The 15,658-nt window shown below is 71.5% G+C and carries 13 protein-coding genes and 1 pseudogene; 8 read left to right on the forward strand and 6 right to left on the reverse strand.

The features are described from left to right. Positions 1-258: 258 nt before the first annotated feature. Positions 259-915 (forward strand): M15 family metallopeptidase, encoded by a 657-nt coding sequence (locus ACFU5F_RS04980; protein WP_383882025.1) that lies wholly within the window; start codon positions 259-261, stop codon positions 913-915. A gap of 54 nt (positions 916-969) precedes the next feature. Here ACFU5F_RS04980 and ACFU5F_RS04985 read toward each other — a convergent pair whose 3' ends face one another. Next, positions 970-1,410: a protein phosphatase gene (locus tag ACFU5F_RS04985; RefSeq protein WP_383882028.1), complete on the reverse strand. Its 441-nt coding sequence runs from the start codon at positions 1,408-1,410 to the stop codon at positions 970-972. Between the two features lie 310 nt (positions 1,411-1,720). On the opposite strand from ACFU5F_RS04985, the gene ACFU5F_RS04990 reads away from it, so the two are divergent. Beyond that, entirely contained in the window at positions 1,721-2,656 is a 936-nt protein-coding gene (locus ACFU5F_RS04990; RefSeq protein ID WP_383882029.1) for a dihydrodipicolinate synthase family protein, read from the forward strand. A gap of 22 nt (positions 2,657-2,678) precedes the next feature. Here the strand turns inward: ACFU5F_RS04990 and ACFU5F_RS04995 are convergent, their stop codons facing one another. Both ACFU5F_RS04995 and leuA read right to left on the reverse strand, forming a co-directional pair. After that, positions 2,679-3,410, reverse strand: coding sequence for a TerB family tellurite resistance protein (locus ACFU5F_RS04995; RefSeq protein WP_383882032.1), 732 nt, complete (start codon positions 3,408-3,410; stop codon positions 2,679-2,681). A 218-nt stretch (positions 3,411-3,628) separates the two neighbouring features. Beyond that, positions 3,629-5,350, reverse strand: a complete 1,722-nt coding sequence (gene leuA, locus ACFU5F_RS05000) for a 2-isopropylmalate synthase (RefSeq protein ID WP_383882035.1) — start codon at positions 5,348-5,350, stop codon at positions 3,629-3,631. Positions 5,351-5,758: 408 nt separating this feature from the next. On the opposite strand from leuA, the gene ACFU5F_RS05005 reads away from it, so the two are divergent. The 5 genes from ACFU5F_RS05005 (at position 5,759) to ACFU5F_RS05025 (ending at position 11,964) form a co-directional block, all read left to right on the forward strand. After that, entirely contained in the window at positions 5,759-6,829 is a 1,071-nt protein-coding gene (locus tag ACFU5F_RS05005; protein WP_383882038.1) for a M4 family metallopeptidase, read from the forward strand. A gap of 60 nt (positions 6,830-6,889) precedes the next feature. Next, positions 6,890-7,156, forward strand: coding sequence for a protealysin inhibitor emfourin (locus tag ACFU5F_RS05010; protein ID WP_383882041.1), 267 nt, complete (start codon positions 6,890-6,892; stop codon positions 7,154-7,156). 88 nt (positions 7,157-7,244) lie between these two features. Further along, a complete protein-coding gene (locus ACFU5F_RS05015; RefSeq protein WP_383882044.1) occupies positions 7,245-8,579 on the forward strand; it encodes a GH1 family beta-glucosidase in 1,335 nt (444 codons plus the stop codon). Continuing rightward, positions 8,576-9,829 (forward strand): MFS transporter, encoded by a 1,254-nt coding sequence (locus ACFU5F_RS05020; protein WP_383882047.1) that lies wholly within the window; start codon positions 8,576-8,578, stop codon positions 9,827-9,829. The genes ACFU5F_RS05015 and ACFU5F_RS05020 overlap by 4 nt, the downstream gene beginning before the upstream one ends. A 194-nt stretch (positions 9,830-10,023) precedes the next feature. Then, positions 10,024-11,964 (forward strand): protein-arginine deiminase domain-containing protein, encoded by a 1,941-nt coding sequence (locus ACFU5F_RS05025; protein ID WP_383882050.1) that lies wholly within the window; start codon positions 10,024-10,026, stop codon positions 11,962-11,964. A 78-nt stretch (positions 11,965-12,042) separates the two neighbouring features. Here the strand turns inward: ACFU5F_RS05025 and ACFU5F_RS05030 are convergent, their stop codons facing one another. The 3 genes and pseudogenes from ACFU5F_RS05030 to ACFU5F_RS05040 all read right to left on the reverse strand — a co-directional run bounded on the left by ACFU5F_RS05030 (position 12,043) and on the right by ACFU5F_RS05040 (position 15,116). Then, positions 12,043-12,753 (reverse strand): bleomycin resistance protein, encoded by a 711-nt coding sequence (locus ACFU5F_RS05030; protein ID WP_383882053.1) that lies wholly within the window; start codon positions 12,751-12,753, stop codon positions 12,043-12,045. An 88-nt stretch (positions 12,754-12,841) separates the two neighbouring features. Next, a complete protein-coding gene (gene era, locus ACFU5F_RS05035) occupies positions 12,842-13,804 on the reverse strand; it encodes a GTPase Era (RefSeq protein ID WP_013003760.1) in 963 nt (320 codons plus the stop codon). Between the two features lie 104 nt (positions 13,805-13,908). Next, positions 13,909-15,116: pseudogene (locus ACFU5F_RS05040) on the reverse strand (RNA-guided endonuclease InsQ/TnpB family protein). A 167-nt stretch (positions 15,117-15,283) separates the two neighbouring features. Here ACFU5F_RS05040 and ACFU5F_RS05045 point away from each other — a divergent pair. Next, a complete protein-coding gene (locus ACFU5F_RS05045; protein ID WP_383882057.1) occupies positions 15,284-15,622 on the forward strand; it encodes a P-II family nitrogen regulator in 339 nt (112 codons plus the stop codon). The last annotated feature ends 36 nt before the right edge of the window (positions 15,623-15,658 follow it).

Below are 15,658 nucleotides of genomic sequence, written 5' to 3' on the forward strand. Positions count from 1 at the left end.
GGGGGAACAACGGATCGGCCGGGCGACCACCGCCCGGCCGGTCGGCCCACCGGAGCGCACAGGGGACGGACCGGTGGGAACGTGACGACAGTGGGTTCGGAACAGCAGGACGGACTGGGGGAACACCCGGCCCCGGACCGCAGACCACCACTCAAGGGGGGAAGCCCCCGGGGAGGGACATCAGGGGATCAGGTCCCTCCCCGGGGTGCTGCCACGCACCCCGCCGCCGCAGACCTCCCGCCCGGTGGAAGACGACCCATGCCTTCGATCATCCTCATGAGCGACCCCGAGGTCGCCGGCGTCCCGGTCCAGGAGTGCGGTGAGCCGCTCGTCGACCTGAGGGAGCTGCCGTTCGTGGTGGTCGACTCCCGTCAGGCCGACCCCGAAGGGGCCTACGCGCACCTGCGCGAGGGCGTCGCCTGGCGCCTGGCGCGTGCCGCCCGGCTGCTGCCCGAGGGGCTGCGGCTGCTGGTCACCGAGGGGTACCGGCCGCTGGCCCTGCAGATCGAGTACTTCGAGGCGTACGCCGCCGAGCTGCGGCTCGCCCACCCGGACTGGACCGAGGAGCACCTCCGTGTCCAGACCAGCCGTTCCCTCTCGCCGCCGGAGATCGGGCCGCATGTCGCGGGCGCCGCGGTCGACCTCACCCTGTGCACCACCGCCGGGGAGGAACTCGACATGGGCACCCGTCTCGACGCGAGCCCCGAGGAGAGCGACGACGCCTGCTACACGGACGCCCCGAACATCTCCGACACCGCCCGCCGCAACCGCCGCGTCCTGAGCGCGGCCCTCACCACGGCCGGGCTGGTCAACTACCCCACCGAGTGGTGGCACTGGTCGTACGGGGACCGGTACTGGGCGCTGATGACGGGCGCGCCGAACGCGCTGTACGGACCCGCGAGGACCACCGCCTAGCCCGGCCGTGCGCGCCGGACCTCCGGGCTTTGCGGCCCCCGCTTCGCCGGCCGGTCAGGCGCCGAAGCGCCGGACGTACCGCCGTTGCCAGGGAGTCTCCACCGCGTGCCGGTGGTAGTGCCGGCGCACGTAGGCCACGGCCTCCCGCGGCGGTACACCGTCCAGCACCGCCAGACAGGCCAGCGCCGTGCCGGTGCGGCCGCGGCCGCCGCCGCACGCCAGCTCGACCCGCTCGTCGGCCGCCCGGTCGAAGGCGTCCCGCAGCACCCGGGCGGCGTCCGCCCGGTCGGCGGGCAGCCGGAAGTCGGGCCAGCGCAGCCAGCGGGAGGCCCAGGGGACCGCGGGCGGCTCCTGGCCGAGGCAGTACACGGCGTAGGTGGGGACCGCGCCGTCCGGGAGCGGGTGGCGCAGCCCCCGGCCGCGCACCAGCCGCCCCGAGGGCAGTCGCAGGACACCGGGCGCGGCCGGGTCCCAGGGCTCGGTCGGTTCCGCCATGGGCCTAGCCCACCCCCCGTGCCGCCCGCGCGGCCCTCGTCCCGACGCGCCGGGTCCCGCTCTGCTGAGACATGCGCCGCATCGTACGCGGGAGTTGCCGCCCGGGGGTCGGTACCGCTGAGGAGCGAGCGTGGGCGTGGAGATCATGGGGGCGCTTCCCGGCCGAGTCGGCCCCCGGGCGCCGTTTCCGCTGCCACCATCCTGTGCAGGAGCAGGAGCAGGAGCAGGAGTCCGCGTGTGCCCCGGCCCCGCCGGGTGGAGGCCGCGCCTTGCTCCGTACACGATTCGTAGCGCCGAGGGAGCCGCCGCCATGCCCGTCCCCGCCCCGCTGACCGGTGTCGTCCCGCCCGTCTGCACGCCTCTGACACCGGACCGCGAGGTGGACGTCCCCTCGCTGACACGGCTCGTCGACCACCTGGTGGCGGGCGGTGTGGACGCGTTGTTCGTGCTCGGCTCGTCGTCGGAGGCGGCGTTCCTGACGGACGCGCAGCGGCGCCGGGTCGTGGAGACGGTCGTCGGGCACGTCGGCGGCGGGCTCCCCGTGCTCGCCGGGGTGATCGACATGACCACGCCCCGCGTGCTCGACCACGTCCGCGCCGTGACCGCCGCCGGGGCCGAGGCGGTGGTGGCCACGGCTCCCTTCTACACCCGCACCCACCCGGCGGAGATCGCCCGCCACTTCCGGCTGCTCGCCGCCGGCTCCCCCGTCCCCGTCCTCGCCTACGACATCCCGGCCGCCGTGCACACCAAGCTGCCCGCCGACGTGGTCCTGGAACTGGCGGCCGAGGGGGTCATCGCCGGTCTCAAGGACTCCAGCGGCGATCTGGCCGCCTTCCGCACGGTCGTCACGGGCGTCCGTGACGACCCCGCCGTCAGCGGCTTCAGCGTCCTCACCGGCTCCGAACTCGTCGTCGACTCCTCGCTCGCCCTGGGCGCGAACGGCGCGGTGCCGGGGCTGGCGAACGTCGACCCGGCCGGGTACGTCCGTCTCGACCGCCTCCACCGGGCCGGCGACCGGGACGGGGCGCGCGCCGAACAGGAGCGCCTGTGCGCCCTGTTCGGCCTGACCGGTGTGGGCGCCCCCGCCCGCATGGGCGGCGGCTCCTCCGCGCTCGGCGCCTTCAAGGCGGCCCTCCACCTGCGCGGCGTGATCGCCTGCCCGGCGACGGCGGAACCGCAGGTCCCGCTGTCGCAGGCGGAGGTGGAGCGCGTCGGGGCGTACCTGGCGGCGGCGGGGCTGCTGTAGGCGGCCGGGGGCGGCGCGAGCGCTACGACGGCGTGCGCGCCGCCGCCAGCAGGCGGGTCACGTCGTCCGAGCAGATCGTCAGGGCCGCCCCGACCGTGGCGAGCGCGTCCCGCTCCGCCGGGGTGTACGGGCCGTCGGCCAGGGCGATCCGGGCGCCCTGGAGGAGGATCGCCTCACGGCCGGTGGCGGCGAGGTGGGGGGCCAGCGGGTCGAGGGCCTCGTGGAGCTCTATGGCGAGGCCCGGGCCGCAGGGTTCGCTGTGGACGCGGCCGGTGTCGGCGGCCAGGGCCTCGACCAGGGCGTCGAGCTGGTCCTCGGTGCAGTCGTCGAAGCCGGCAGAGCGGACGGCTGAGGCGGCGACGGACAGGGAGGTGCGGGAGCGGCTGCCGCCGGCCGCGAGGACGGCCAGGGCGACCGTGTGGACGGCGTCGCGGAGCATCGCGGAGAAGCGGGTGGTGGTGGGGTGGTCGAGGACGTCCGTGGCGTAGTGGTGGCGGCAGGCCGCGCACTCCACCACGGGGCCCGTCTCGCCGCGCGGCAGGACCGGGACGCCGAGGAGGGTGAAGCGGCGGCGGCCGGTGAGGCGCTGGTAGTTGCGGTCGCCTCCGCAGCCGGGACAGAAGAACTCGCCGTCACCGACGCCGGTCCAGGCGATCCGCGTGCCCATCACCCGTGACAGACCGGTGGCACGGCTGGTGCACCCGGCGCGGGCGAGCGCGGCGGCATCGCCGATCGGGTCCCGTCCTGGCAACACGTGACACCTCCGTAACTCCCCCACACACGGCCCCTTGGGCGCGGGAAGTGCCCCCTCGGCAACATTGCCGCGCTTGGTGATGTTAGCCACATCCGTGAGGCGCAGTCAGTACTCCGGACGAGCCCTACCCGCGACCTGCACAGGGTTTGGCCGGTAAACGACGGGCCCCGTTCGCCGGATTCCGGTGAACGGGGCCTTCAAACCGCCGGTCAGGCTGGTCAGCGGGCCGCTCGGTTGACGGCGGAGACGACCGCCTTCAGCGACGCACGCGTCGTGTTCGCGTCGATCCCGATGCCCCACAGGACCTTGTCCTCGATGGCGACCTCGATGTACGAGGCGGCCTGCGCGGAGGCGCCCTCGCTCATCGTGTGCTCCTGGTAGTCCAGGAGGCGGGCGTCGATCCCCACACCCTGCAGCGCGTCGAAGAACGCCGAGATCGGGCCGTTGCCGGTGCCGACCAGGGTGGTCGACGCGCCGTCGACCTCGGCCTCCACGGTCAGCGTGTCCACGCCGTCCTTGTCGGTGGTCGACTGGTTGTTGCGGACCTGGACGCGGCCCCAGGGGTTCTCGGGGTTCGGCAGGTACTCGTCCTGGAAGACGGCCCAGATGTCGGAGCCGGTGACCTCGCCGCCCTCGGCGTCCGTCTTGGCCTGGATCAGCTTGGAGAACTCGATCTGCATCCGGCGCGGCAGGTCCAGCTTGTGGTCGTTCTTCAGGACGTACGCGATACCGCCCTTGCCGGACTGCGAGTTGACCCGGATGACGGCCTCGTAGGACCGGCCGACGTCCTTGGGGTCGATCGGCAGGTACGGGACGGCCCACTCGATGTCGTCGACGGTCTTGCCCTGCTCCTTCGCGGACGCCTCCATGGCGTCGAAGCCCTTCTTGATGGCGTCCTGGTGGGAGCCGGAGAAGGACGTGTAGACCAGGTCGCCCACGTACGGGTGGCGCGGGTGGACCTCCATCTGGTTGCAGTACTCCCACGTGCGACGGATCTCGTCGATGTCGGAGAAGTCGATCTGCGGGTCGACGCCCTGCGAGAACAGGTTCATGCCCAGGGTGACCAGGTCGACGTTGCCGGTGCGCTCGCCCTGGCCGAACAGACAGCCCTCGACGCGGTCGGCGCCGGCCATCAGCGCCAGTTCGGCGGCGGCGACGGCCGTACCGCGGTCGTTGTGCGGGTGGACGGAGATGACGACGTGCTCGCGGCGGGAGAGGTTGCGGCTCATCCACTCGAAGCGGTCCGCGTGCGTCGACGGGGTCGAACGCTCCACCGTGGCGGGCAGGTTGAGGATGATCTCGCGGCCCGGACCGGGCTGGTAGACGTCCATCACCGCCTCGCAGACCTCCAGGGCGAAGTCCAGCTCGGTGTCGGTGAAGATCTCGGGGCTGTACTGGTAGCCGAACTCGGTCTCGGGGCCCAGCAGTTTCTCCGCGTACTCCATCACCAGCCGCGTACCGTCCACGGCGATCTGCTTGATGTCGTCCTTGGAACCGCGGAAGACGACCCGCCGGAAGACGGGGGCGGTGGCGTTGTACAGGTGGACCGTGGCGCGCCTGGCGCCCTTCAGGGACTCCACGGTCCGCTCGATCAGGTCCTCACGGGCCTGGGTCAGTACGGAGATCGTCACGTCGTCCGGGATCGCGCCCGGCTCCTCGATGATCGACCGTACGAAGTCGAAGTCCGTCTGGCCGGAGGCGGGGAAGCCGACCTCGATCTCCTTGTAGCCCATCTTGACCAGCTGGTCGAACATCCGGCGCTTGCGCTCGGGCGACATCGGGTCGATCAGTGACTGGTTGCCGTCGCGCAGGTCGGTGGAGAGCCAGCGGGGGGCGGCGGTGATCCGGTTGTTCGGCCACGTGCGGTCCGGGATGTCGACCTGGTCGTACTGCCCGTACTTGTGGATCGGCATGGACGTGGGCTGCTGGCGGTTCGCCATGATGCGTGGGCTCCTCGATGGTCCGAAAGGACGGCCGACGACGCAACGCCAAAGCACCGCGGGGAGGGGGTCGGCCTCGACTACAGGCCCTCGCCGCGGCAGCTAAGGAGAAGCAGCCCGAAACGCATGATGCGGAGCAGCCTAGCCGAGCCGTGCCTGCCGTGCGGGGTCGTATCAGTATGCGGGACCGGCGTCGAATAAGGGGCAAAAGGTGCGCAAGCCCACATGGGGCACGACAGCACGCCTCGTCAGGGGCGCGGGGGACCGCGAGAGAACCCCCACCCACGGAAAGCCCGACCTCAACCCTCCGTAACACGGCGGTGACGATCCACAACCCATACGGCGACATTTCACCAATCATGGTGGCCCCTAGTGACACACCCCTAACGGAGTGCGATCGTGCGGAACATGACGACCTACGGGGGCCACGAGCCCGTCTTCTGCACCGTCGTACCACCCCACGTCCTCGACAAGCTCTCGCGCGCCGAGGACCCCGTGCTCGCCGGCGCCGCGCGCAGGACCCTGGAGCGCGACGCCTTCGAGCGCACCCACCGCCGCCTGACCACGGTCATCGGCGCCCCCGGCATCGCCGCGCCCCTCGGGGCCGAGGCGGGCCGGCCGCACCGCACGATCCACGACGCCCGCCACGGCACGGACCTGCCCGGCCGGAAGGTGCGCGGCGAGGGCGAGGAGCCCGGCAAGGACGCCACGGTCAACCGCGCGTACGCGGGTCTGGGTGCCACGTACGAGCTGTTCTGGCAGTCCTTCGCACGCGACTCGATCGACGGCAACGGGCTGCCGCTGGACGCGACCGTGCACTACGACCGCGACTACAACAACGCCTTCTGGAACGGCGAGCAGATGGTGTTCGGCGACGGCGACGGCGAGATCTTCCTCGACTTCACCATCCCGATCGACGTCATCGGCCACGAACTGAGCCACGGCGTCACCCAGTACACGGCGAACCTCACGTACTTCGGGCAGCCCGGCGCGCTCAACGAGTCCATGTCGGACGTCTTCGGCGCGCTCATCAAGCAGTACACGCTCGGCCAGACCGCCGCGGAGGCGGACTGGCTGATCGGCGCCGGCCTGCTCGCCCCACGGGTCACGGGCACCGCCCTGCGCTCGATGAAGGCCCCGGGCACGGCGTACGACGACGACGTCCTCGGCAAGGACCCGCAGCCGGCGACCATGGACGGCTACGTCCGCACGGGCCGTGACAACGGCGGCGTCCACATCAACTCCGGTATCCCCAACCACGCGTTCTACCTGGCGGCCACCGCGCTCGGCGGTCACGCCTGGGAGCGCGCCGGACAGATCTGGTACGACGTCCTCACCGGGGGCGAACTGAGCAAGCAGGCCCTCTTCGTCGACTTCGCCACGCTCACGGTGAAGGCCGCGAAGGACCGCTACGGCCAGGGCGACGAACTGACGGCGGTGCTGAAGGCCTGGGAACAGGTGGGCGTGCGGACGCTGTGAGTGGCGGCTCCGGGCCGGGCGGTGCTGCGCTCGCGCCCCGATCCGTACTAGACATGACCCATGCGTATCGAAGTGCGGCGCACGGGCGGTTTCGCGGGCATCGAGCGGCACGCGGTGGTGGACACCGCCGGACGGCCCGATGCCGAGGAGTGGAGGGCCCTGGCCGAGTGCGCGCTCGCCGCCGGCCGGGACTCGCCGCCGTTCGGGGTGCCGGACGGCTTCCGTTACGAGATCACGGTGGACGGGAGGACGGTGCACGGCGCGGATCCCGGGCTGACCGAGGAGCAGCGGGAGCTGATCAGGAGGGTGCTCAAGGAGGGGGCGTGAGCAGGCCCGCCGCGGCGCCGGGGGTGCGTAACGGGCACTTCACCCTCGGGCGTTGACTTCCGTTACCCGTGGTACGGATGATCCGCCCATGGCGACGAATCCGACGAACCCGATACCCCAGTTCCCGGCAGGCTTCCTGTGGGGCGTCTCGACCTCCGCGCACCAGATCGAGGGGGCCGCGGCCGAGCGTGAGCCGTCCGTGTGGGACGCCTTCACGGCCGGGGCGGGGCACGTCAAGGACGGCTCGACGGCGGAGGTGGCCTGCGACCACTTCCACCGCTACCCCGAGGACGTGGCCCTCCTGCGCGACCTGGGCGTGGGCGCGTACCGCTTCTCGGTCTCCTGGACCCGGGTGAACTCGCCCGGCGGGCTCGACTTCTACGACCGCCTGGTGGACGAGCTGGTGGGCGCGGGCGTACGCCCCGTCCCGACCCTCTTCCACTGGGACCTGCCGTCGTCGCTGGAGGAGGCCGGCGGCTGGCTGAACCGGGACACCGCCGAGCGGTTCGCCGAGTACGCCGCCGTCGTGGCCGCCCGGCTCGGCGACCGGGTCACCAAGTGGATCACCATCAACGAACCCGCCGAGCACACCCTGCTGGGCCACGCCCTCGGCACCCACGCGCCGGGCAAGCAGCTGATGTTCGACGCGCTCCCGGCCGCCCACCACCAGCTGCTGGGCCACGGTCTGGCCGTACGGGCCCTGCGCGCGGCCGGAGTCACCGACATCGGCATCGCCAACTCGCACGGGCCGACGTGGGCCGCGTCGCAGGAGCAGGCCGACGTGGAGGCGGCCGGGTTCTACGACCTCCTCCTCAACCGCCTCTTCGCGGAGCCGATCATCCTCGGTGAATACCCGGAGGGGATCGGCGAGATGATGCCGGGGACGGACATCGGATCCGATCTGAAGACCATCTCCGAGCCCCTGGACTGGTACGGCGTCAACTACTACGCGCCGACCCGGGTCGGCGCGCCCGAGGGCGCGGACATCGAGTTCGGCGGCATCACGATCCCGGCCGAACTCCCGTTCACGGTCAAGGAGGTCGAGGGCGCCCCGACGACCGACTTCGGCTGGCCGGTCGTCCCCGCCGGCCTGACCGAACTCCTCACCACGTTCCGCGACCGCTACGGCGACCGGCTGCCCCCGATCGTCATCACCGAGAACGGCTGCTCCTACGAGGGCCTCGACGACCAGGAGCGCATCGCCTACCTGGACGGCCATGTGCGCGCGCTGCACGAGGCGGTGGCGGCGGGCGTCGACGTCCGCGGCTACTTCGTGTGGTCCCTGCTCGACAACTTCGAGTGGGCCGAGGGGTACGCGCGCCGGTTCGGCCTGGTCCACGTGGACTTCGAGACGCAGGAGCGGACCCCGAAGGCGTCGTACGCCTGGTACCGGGACCTGCTGCGGGCCCAGAGCAGAGCATGACGACGACACGGCCGACGGAAGCCCTCGCCGAGCCCGTCGAGCGGGTCGGCGGCGGCTGGACCTCCGCCCTGGCGCTGGCCAACGGGGCGATCTGGGTGGGCTGGTACGGCCCGCTGCAGATCCTGCTCGCCTCCCAGGCGGAGGACTTCGCGCCCGGCGCCGGCATGTCCAAGGAGACGATGCTGGCGTGGGTGACCGGCGCCGGGGCGGTCGTCTCGCTGCTGGCGACCCCGCTGTTCGGGGCGCTGTCGGACCGGACGACGTCCCGCTGGGGCCGCCGTACGCCCTGGATCGTGGCCGGGTCGGCGGGCGGGGCGGTGTCGCTGCTGCTGCTCGCGGGCGCGGGCGGGCTGTGGACCATGGCGGCCGGCTGGTGTCTGGTGCAGCTGACGCTGAACGCGTCCTGGGCGGCGGTCACGGCGGCGGTCCCGGACCGGGTGCCCCGGCTCCAACGGGGCGCGGTGGGCGGCTGGCTGGGGGCGGCGCAGATCGTGGGCGTGGTCGGCGGCACGGGGCTGGCGACGCTCGGCGGGGGCGTCGGCGCCGGGTACGCGGCGTGCGCGGTGTTCACCCTGGCGGGCGTGCTGCCGTACGTGCTGGGACACCGGGACCAGCGGCTGCCCGCGGCGGCGCGCCCGGTGTGGTCGTGGCGGGGGTTCCTGGCGGGCTTCTGGCTGAGCCCGCGGCGGTACCCGGACTTCGCGTGGGCGTGGCTGACGCGTTTCCTGATCAACCTGAGCAACAGCGTCGGACTGCTCTACCTGCTGTTCTATCTGCGGGACCGGGTCGGGTACCCCGACCCGGAGGAGGGCGTGCTCATCCTCACGGTGGTGAACGCCTCGACGCTGCTGGCGACGGTGGTGGTCTCCGGGGTGTGGTCGGACCGGGTGGGGCGGCGCAAGCCGTTCGTGTACTGGTCGGGGATGCTGATGGCGGGCGCGACCGGGCTCATCGCGCTCTGGCCGACCTGGCCCGGCGCGATCGTCGCCTCGGCCCTTCTCGGCCTGGGCTTCGGGGTGTTCACCTCGGTCGACTTCGCCCTGATGACCGATGTGCTGCCGAAGGCACGCGACCGGGGCAAGGACCTGGGCGTCATCAACGTGGCCAACTCCCTACCGCAGGTGGCCGCCCCGGTGCTGGCCGCGCCGATCGTGACGTACCTGGGCGGCTACCGGGTGCTGTACCTGGTGGCGGCGGTGATCGGGCTGGCGGGGGCGGTGTTCGTGGGGCGGATCCGCTCGGTGGAGTAGATCCCGCCGACGGGATGCGAAGGCGCACGCGGGCGGAGTGCGGAAGATCACGTGATTCACAGTCGCTTCACAGACAACGGATCCGCCCCTTCACCCGTCTTCAGTGCTGACCACGCTCGCCGCCGAAGGGACGCACTGTGCCTACGCGTTCAACCAGACCATCCCGAACCCGCCCCGCACGGCAGGCGATAGCCGTGCTGGCGGTGTCCGGCACGCTGCTCGCGACGCCCTCGCTGGCGGCGCCCTCGGCGTTCGCGGCCGGGGCGCCCCCCACCGATCTGCGCGTGGACACGAACCGGGACGGGAACGTCGACGTCACCGGCACCACCGACACCGCCGGCGAGAACGGCTGGACCGTCGCCCGGGGCGCGCTGATGCTGCCCAACATCGACGACGACAGCAAGCGCTGCCCGGTCACCGGCCCGAACGGCAAGCCCCTCTCGGACGCCAAGCTGGCCGCCTGCAACGACGCCTCCGACACCAAGGTGAACGGCACCGCCGACGCCGCCGACCTGGCCCGCGTGCGGTCCGTGCCGATGGCGGGTGTCCCCGCCGGGGCGCAGGGCACCGTCAAGGTCACGGCGGGCGCCGCGCAGACCCGTGTGTTCGTCAAGCGGGGCACCAAGTGGGAGCCGGTCACCGCGAAGACCCGGCTGTCGCGGGCGGAGCTGAAGGCCGGCGTCGAGTTCGGCGTCGAGGCCCGTGACGTGATCCGGGACACCGCGAAGTGGGACGGCACCGCCCGGGTCCGGCTCACCGTGAAGTCCTCCAAGGGCACCACCGCCGACTCCGTCACCCTGCGCGTGGCCCCGCTGCTGACCCACCACCACCTGCAGAACGCCCAGCAGATGCTGGTCACCAAGATCTCCGGCGGCAACTACGGCAAGCTCAACCGCGCCTTCCGCGAGGGTCTGGACAAGGCCGCCAAGAGTGCCGGCATCACCAAGCCGACGGTGAACTTCACCAAGTACGGCGACATCTGGGCGCAGGACTTCGTCGAGCCCGCGTACGTCAGCATGACCGGCGCGGACGGCAAGCGGCAGGCCATGCGGGTGATGCTGCGCTCGGCCCAGCTGGACCGGGAGTCCGGCCGGGAGCTGTTCGAGAAGATGCGCGGTCCGAACATCGGTGCCGTGCAGGTGACGGGTGCCAAGGACTCGGAGGAGTGGACGCTCAACTCCATGGGCAACCTGGAGACCATTCCGCCCTACGCGCAGGGCGACCGCTCGTACCCGGCGGGCCGGATCATCATGGGCCAGCGCCCGGACACCGGCTCCAAGCCGGCGAAGGTGATGCGGACGTTCCTGAAGTCGCAGGGGCTGCAGGACCCGCTGTTCCTCGACACGTCCTGGCTGCACGTCGGCCACGTCGACGAGTTCGTGCAGTTCCTGCCCGCCGACACCCCGCGCGGCTGGAAGATCGCGGTCGCCGACCCCGCGGCGGGACTCAAGCTGCTGCGTGACGCGAAGGCGGCGGGCCACGGCTCGACGTCGATGTTCTCGCTGCCGGACGTCCCCTGGGAGAGCATCTCCGAGGCCCTCGGTTCCAAGCACCTGGTCTCCGACAACAACCTCGCCACGCGCCGCATCGAGGAGAACCTCGCGGTGCTCCAGCGCGAGACGGGCGTCACGGACGCCGAGGTCGTCCGGGTCCCGGCCCTGTACACGCGGGGCCGGGAGATGGTCGGCGAGTCGCAGTCCGGCGGCGACGAGAAGATGCGTCTGCCCCGTCTGACCCGCCTCGGCGCCGGGGCGGAACTCCCGGAAGCCGCGCGGGACTACGGCCAGCAGCGCCGGCTCGACGACACGACGGCGGACCGGGGCGCCCTGACGCCCGACAGCTCGGCGGCGGCCTCCCCGGCCGCCCCCGCGCCCTCCGTCATGACCAGCGCCTACGTCCCCGGCGCCGTCAACGGCATCGTCCTCAGCCGCACCCACTACCTCGCTCCGCGCCAGTGGGGCCCGGTCATCGGCGGCAAGGACATCTTCACCGAGGCGGTGACGGCCGCGTACACCGGCGCCGGCATGAAGGTGTCGTACCTCGACGACTGGGAGACGTACCACCTGGGCATGGGCGAGATCCACTGCGGCACGAACACGCTGCGCAGCACCTCGGCGGCCTGGTGGACGCGCTAGCCCACACCCCCGCCTGACCCTTCCCGACCCGTACAGGACACCCGCCGCCGCCCCGGAGAACCGGGGCGGCGGCTCTTTTCACGCCGGGCCCCGTTCCCGCAGGTCCTCCAGCCGCAGCAGCGCGTCGTGGACGGTGTCGCGCTGCCCGGCGGTGAGCGGCACCGCCCCGGCCCGTTCGAGTGCGGCGGCCGCCGTCTCCTCGTCGCCGAGCCGGACGGCGATGTCGCCCCGCAGCACGAGCAGCCGCAGCAGCAGGGGTCCGGCCGGCCGTTCGTCGAGGGCCAGCACCCGGTCGATCACCCGCGCCGCGCTCGCCGGGTCGTCCCGGGAGTCCGCCAGCAGGGACGCGTGGTGCAGGGCTCGCGCGAAGGTCTCCTTCGGGGCGGGCCGGTAGGTCTGGTCCGTGCTCGTCGGCTGTCCGACGCGTACGCAGTTGCCGCCCGGGTCGGTCATCAGGAACTGTCGCATGCCGTACGACATGTCCTTCAGCGGTCCGAGCCGGGGCAGCCCCCGGGCCGGTATCCGCCCGTACGCCTCCTTGAGCCCGGATCTGAAGGCCGTGTACAGGCCGTCGACGTCGTCCGTCACGACATAGCACGTGCTGAACGACCGGGCGGGATCGAACGACTTCAGCCCGAAGAACTGCAGCTCCACTTCACCTCGTTCCACCACCGCGTACGGGTTGGGACTGCGCTGTTGCAAGGTCACCTCGAAGCCGAGGGCCTCGTAGAAGTCCAGCACGGGCTGGAGGGTCCGGCAGGGAAGGATCGGAATCGTCTTCTCACCCATCCCTCCACTCTAGTCAAATTTGAACAGTGAAGTGAAGAGAAAGGGGGCGCCGGTGTGGCCACCGGCGCCCCTACGAGGCCACGCTCCGTCAGAAGCCCAGCTTGCGCAGCTGCCGCGGGTCCCTCTGCCAGTCCTTGGCCACCTTCACATGGAGGTCCAGGAACACCGGGGTGCCGAGCAGCGCCTCGATCTGCTTGCGGGACTTGATGCCGACCTCCTTCAGGCGCTTGCCCTTGGGGCCGATGATGATGCCCTTCTGGCTGGGGCGCTCGATGTAGACGAAGGCGTGGATGTCGAGGAGGGGACGGTCGGCCGGGCGGTCCTCGCGAGGCAGCATCTCCTCGACGACGACCGCGATGGAGTGCGGCAGCTCGTCGCGGACGCCCTCAAGGGCCGCCTCGCGGATCAGCTCGGCGATCATGACCTGCTCGGGCTCGTCGGTGAGGTCGCCCTCGGGGTAGAGCGCGGGTCCCTCCGGCAGGAGGGGGACGAGCAGGTCGGCCAGCAGGTCCACCTGCTTGTCGGCGACGGCCGAGACGGGCACGATCTCGGCCCACTCGAAGCCCAGCTCCTTGCCGAGCTGATCGATGGCGATCAGCTGCTCGGCGAGCTGCTTGCTCTCGACGAGGTCGGTCTTGGTGACGATCGCGATCTTCGGCGTCTTCTTGATCGACGCCAGTTCCTTCGCGATGAAGCGGTCACCGGGGCCGAGCTTCTCGTTCGCCGGCAGACAGAAGCCGATCACGTCGACCTCGGCCCACGTCGTACGGACGACGTCGTTGAGACGCTGGCCCAGCAGCGTGCGCGGCTTGTGGAGGCCGGGGGTGTCGACCAGGATCAGCTGGGCGTCCGGCCGGTGCACGATGCCCCGTACGGTGTGCCGCGTGGTCTGCGGCTGGTCCGCCGTGATCGCCACCTTCTGGCCGACCAGAGCGTTCGTGAGGGTGGACTTGCCCGCGTTGGGGCGGCCCACGAAGCAGGCGAAGCCGGCGCGGTGGGCGGCCTCGGCGGGCTGCTCGGATGACTGGGTACGGACGCTCATGGCGCCCATTCTCCCTGATCCACGGAGCCCCGCCGCACCCGGCACCGACGGTGAGCTCGACGAGCCCCCGCCCCCCCGAACGCAGAAGGCCAAGGCTTGACATCCTCCCCCGCCTAAAGGCGGGGGAGTCCAGCGGTCGCCCGCTGGGGTTCCTGCTTCACCGACGACCGCCCCGTCCGGGAGGACTCCCGTTGAGGTCTTACACCGTCTCCACAGGCAGACACGGCCAGCCCGACCGCGAGAATGTTCTTCGCCGCGTTCACGTCGCGGTCCTGCACCGTGCCGCAGCCGCACGTCCACTCTCGGACGTCCAGCGGCATCCTCGCCGCGACCGTGCCGCAGGCCCCGCACAGTTTCGAGCTGGGGAACCAGCGGTCGATCACGACGAGTTCGCGCCCGTACCAGGCGCACTTGTACTCCAGCATCGCCCGCAGCTCGCGCCAGGCCGCGTCCGAGATCGCACGCGTCAGCTTGTGGTTCCTGACCATGTTGCGGACAGTGAGGTCCTCGATCACGACCGTTTGGTTCTCACGGACGAGACGAGTGGTCAGTTGGTGCAGGTGGTCCCGGCGCCGGTCGGTGATCCGGGCGTACACCTTGGCGGCCTTCACACGCGCCTTGTCCCGGTTGGCGGAGCCCTTGACCTTGCGGGAGAGCTCCCGCCGCGCCTTGGCCAGCCGGGCCCGGTCACGGCGCTCATGCCTCGGGTTGGTGACCTTCTCCCCGGTGGACAGGGTCAACAGAGTGGTGATCCCCGCGTCGATACCGACAGCCGCCGTGGTGGCCGGGGCCGGGGGGATCGTGTCCTCGCACAGCAGGGAGACGAACAGCGCCCCGCCGCGTCCTGGGACACGGTCACCGTGGACGGGACCGCGCCCTCGGGCAGGGGACGCGACCACACGATGGCGAGCGGTTCGCGCATCCTGGCGAGGGTCAGGGCACCGTCGCGGTACCGGAAGGCCGAGCTGGTGTACTCCGCCGAACGGCGGGACTTCTTGCGCGACTTGAACCGCGGGTACCTCGCCCGACCCTCGAGGAAGCGGGTGAACGCGCCCTGCGGATGCCTCAGGCACTGCTGCAACGGCACCGACGACACTTCGGCGAGGCAGGCCAGTTCCTCGGTCTTCTTCCACGCGGTGAGCATCGCCGAGGTCGCGTTGTAGTTGACGCGCTCGCGGCGTTGGTACCACGCGACGGTCCGGGCTTCGAGAGCCAAGTTGTAGACCTTGCGCACGCACCCGAACGTGCGCGACAGCTCCGCCGCCTGCGCATCGTCGGGATGGAAGCGGTACTTGAACGCCCGCTTCACATGCGTGACCATGGTTCACAAGCTAGCACGCCACATTGTAAGTTCCTGACGGGTCGTCGACGACGGGCGGTAATCGCCCTGCCCCCTGCACCTGCCCGGCTCCCCACGAGTCCGATTCTCCCCCGCAAGCGGGAGGCACCCCATCCCGACCTGAAGGCCGGGGTTCTCGGAGGATTTCGATGAAGCTCATCACCGCGATCGTCAAGCCGTACCGCCTCGACGCGGTCAAGACCGCCCTGCAGGAGATGGGCGTCCACGGTCTGACCGTCAGCGAGGCCAGCGGCTACGGCCGGCAGCGGGGCCACACCGAGGTGTACCGGGGCGCCGAGTACCAGGTGGACCTCGTCCCCAAGGTCCGGATCGAGATCGTCGTCGAGGACGCCGACTCGGACGCCGTGATCGACGCGATCGTGAAGGCCGCCCAGACCGGGAAGATCGGCGACGGCAAGGTGTGGGCGCTGCCGGTGGAGACGGTCGTACGGGTGCGGACGGGCGAGCGGGGGCCCGACGCGCTCTGAGCGCGCGGAACGGATCGAGGGGTGGGGGCCCCCGGC

It is taken from the genome of Streptomyces sp. NPDC057438, from assembly GCF_042802995.1.
Lineage (GTDB): Bacteria > Actinomycetota > Actinomycetes > Streptomycetales > Streptomycetaceae > Streptomyces.